This is a genomic window from Streptomyces lycii, from assembly GCF_009735685.1.
GTDB classification, from domain to species: Bacteria; Actinomycetota; Actinomycetes; order Streptomycetales; family Streptomycetaceae; genus Streptomyces; species Streptomyces lycii.
Map to the genome: position 1 here is coordinate 1 of NZ_WHPN01000038.1, position 3,204 is coordinate 3,204.

The following is a 3,204-nucleotide window of genomic DNA, read 5'->3' on the forward strand; positions in this document are numbered from 1 at the left end:
CGGCCGGGAGGGGCGGACCGGTCAGGCCAGGCGGAGCTTCTGGCCCGGATAGATCACATCGGGGGCGTCGACGATGTCGCCGTTCAGCTCGTAGAGCTTCTGCCAGCCGCCCTCGATCCCGTGGGCCTCCGCGATGCTCCAGAGGGTGTCGCCCTCCCGGACCTCGTACTTGCCCCGCGCCTCCTGAGGAGTCGCGTCCCCGGGCCGCGCCTGCTCCTGCTGCTGCTCGGGCCCGGCGGGCCGCTCCGTCTCGTGCCCGCCGTCCGCCGTGCCGTCGGAGCCGCCGGGGTCGACACCGGCCGCCGGCCCGTCGGCGGTCAGGCCGCCCGCGCCGGCGCAGGCCCAGGCCTGCGGGCCCTGGATCTCCAGGAGGCGTTCGGCGGTGGCGATCTGCTGCTCCTTGGTGGCCATGTCGGCGCGGGGGGCGTACCGGGTGCCGCCCGCGGCCTCCCAGCTGGACTGGGCGAACTGGAGGCCGCCGTAGTAGCCGTTGCCCGTGTTGATGGACCAGTTGCCGCTCGATTCGCACTGGGCGACCGCTTCCCAGGTGTCGACCGAAGCGGCGGCGGCGGAGCCCGAGCCGACGAACGGGATGGCTGCCGCGGCTCCCGCGACCCCGGCCGCGGTGGCGATGTTACGGACAGGCTTGACGGGATCGGCAGGCTTGCGGTGCCTGCCCTTGCCGGAAAGCAACATGGTTGTCCTCTCACCGACGCCTGCGAGGTGAGCTGTCGGGTTCGGGCTGTGAGCTGCCCTGCCGAGTGCTCCCGCACTGGGCTTCACCCCTAGCCGGCCGTCCCGTCCCCGGGCCTCCGGCGCTTACCTTGGGTCCCCCGCTCCCGCCTGCGGCGCTTGCGCCTCGACTGTCCGACGATCACCGGCAGGATTCGGCGTGATGATCGACGGCGCCCGCAGCAGCGAGCGATAAGACGTTAAGCACACGGACAGCGGCAACCCCGGGACCGACATTCCGGAACAAAGCCCTCGCGCGCGCCCGCCCGGGAGCCCGGAGCCGCCGTTTCCGCTGGTGGGAGCCGCCGGGCCGGGCCCGTACGGCACGGGCGGCCCCGACGGTCCGATTCATCCGATGAGATGCAGTTGACGGCGTGTGAGACAGCGCCGTCACGCGCGTTTCCGGCCCGTCGGACCGTGCGGTGCCGTCCCCCCGCACACGCGGATCCCGCGCCGTCCACCGGTGTACGCGGGCCCGACGCCCGCCTGCTGCCGGCCCGTCGGCGGCCGGGCCGCCCGCCGTCCCACGCAGGCCCGACACCCGTCCGCCGGTGCGCAGGCCGACGCCCGACTACCGGCGCACAGGCCAACACCCGTCCACCGGTGCACGTGCCGAACGCCCGTCCGCAGGTGCGCAGGCCGACGCCCGTCCGCGCGGGCCGGGCGGTGGTGCGGCCCCGGACCGCGGACGGGCGCAAAGTGCGGCGGTTCAGCCGCCGCTGACGGACAGATCGATGAGCTGACCGGGCAGGATAAGGTCCGGGTCGTCGCCCACGACGCCCTCGTTGGCCTCGTAGAGCGCGGGCCAGCCGCCGTCGATCCGCTCGCTCTCGGCGATGCCTGAAAGGCTGTCACCCGGCTGGACCTCGTAACCGTCCCGGCCGGAACCGTCCCGGGACTCGCCGTCGCGGGAGGCGTGCCGGCCCGGCCCGCGCTCCTCCGGCTGCTCCTCGGCGGGCGCGCCCCGGTGCCGGCCGGTGCCCTCGGACGCCCCGCCCCCGGACTCCTCGCCCGTGGCGCCGTCCGCCGGGTCACCGGACGCGGCGTCGTCGCCCGTCCCGGCGTCGTCCCGTGCGCCCCCGGACTCCCCGTCGCCGTCGGCCCCGTCGCCGGACGCGTCGTCCGCCGGGGCGTCGCCGGACTCGTCCCTCGTGTCGTCCGCCGACTCGTCCGCCGACCCTTCCGCACCGGAACCGGCGTCACCGCTCTTGCGGTCGCCCTCGATCAGATCGGGCAGTTCCACCAGGTCCTCGGACTCCTCCGGGGCACCGGACTCCGTGTCGCCCGGGTCGATCTCGGGCTCGTCGGCGCTCTCCTCCTCCGTCAGACCGGCGTTCACGGCGCAGCCGGGCCAGGCGAACGGGCCCTCGGCGTCCAGCACCTTCTCCGCGACGGCTATCTGCTGGGAGCGGCTGGCCCGGTCGGCACTCGGCGCGTAGGCGAGGCCGCCGTACTCCTCCCAGGTGTCCTGGGTGAACTGGAGGCCGCCGTAGTAGCCGTTGCCGGTGTCGGCGCTCCACATGCCGCCGCTCTCGCACTGCGCGACCCGGTCCCAGGTCTCGGCGTCCGCGGCCTGCGCTCCCGAGGCACCGAGCAGCGGCATCGCGATGCTCGCCCCGGTCACCCCCGCGGTGACGAAGATCGCCGGAGCCTGGCGAGGGCGGCGGTGTCTGCCGTTCCCGGAGAGCATGGTGGGGCCTTTCGTGCGACGGACGAAGGTTGAAGTGTGGCCGAAAATAACGAGGGCGTGAAGCTGTCACAAGTCGATGTAGTGGAGATCACGTGGAGATCACGATTGACCGGGTGTCAGTCCTGGTCGTGGTCTTTTTCCCGATCGGCACCGGTCCGCCCCTCGGGTTCGAACTCCACCGGCAGCGTGCGCAGTCCGCGCATGATGAGTCCGCCGCGCCAGCGCAAATCACCTGATTCCGCCGCGAGTCGCAGGTCGGGGAGCCGGCGCAGCAGCGTGGCCAGTGCCGTCCGTGCCTCCAGCCTGGCGAGCGGGGCGCCGAGGCAGTAGTGGATGCCGTGGCCGTAGCCCAGGTGCGGGTTGTCGCGGCGGGAGAGGTCGAGGGTGTCGGGGCCGTCGAACCGTTCCGGGTCCCGGTCGGCGGCGGCGAGCACCACCAGCACGGGCTCGCCCTCGGCGATGCGCTGTCCGCCGATGACGACCGGTTCGGCGGCGAACCGCCAGGTCGCCATCTCCACCGGGCCGTCGTACCGCAGGAGTTCCTCGACGCCGGTGGCCAGCAGCTCGGTCTCCCCCGCGGCCAGGGAGCGCTGGAGCCGCTCGCGCTGCGCGGGGTTGCGCAGCAGGGCGTACACGCCGTTGCCGATCAGGTTGACCGTCGTCTCGAAGCCGGCGAAGAGCAGGATGAAGGCCATGGCGGCGGCCTCGCCCTCGGTGAGGTGCTCACCGTGACCGCCCGGGCCGGGCCTCGCCCGGGCGCCCGCGCCTTCGGCCCCGGCCCG

Annotated in this window: 3 protein-coding genes and 1 riboswitch; all 3 genes read right to left on the reverse strand. The window is 74.0% G+C overall.

Going from position 1 to position 3,204, the window contains the following annotated elements; translation table 11 throughout:
• Positions 1-21 precede the first annotated feature (21 nt).
• A complete protein-coding gene (locus GCU69_RS02060; RefSeq protein WP_156204960.1) occupies positions 22-696 on the reverse strand; it encodes a LysM peptidoglycan-binding domain-containing protein in 675 nt (224 codons plus the stop codon).
• Positions 697-698: 2 nt separating this feature from the next.
• Positions 699-861, reverse strand: a riboswitch (cyclic di-AMP (ydaO/yuaA leader).
• Positions 862-1,441: 580 nt separating this feature from the next.
• Positions 1,442-2,422 (reverse strand): transglycosylase family protein, encoded by a 981-nt coding sequence (locus GCU69_RS02065; protein ID WP_156204961.1) that lies wholly within the window; start codon positions 2,420-2,422, stop codon positions 1,442-1,444.
• Positions 2,423-2,538: 116 nt separating this feature from the next.
• Positions 2,539-3,204: cytochrome P450 (locus GCU69_RS02070; RefSeq protein WP_156204962.1), on the reverse strand; the 666-nt coding region annotated here is incomplete at its 5' end.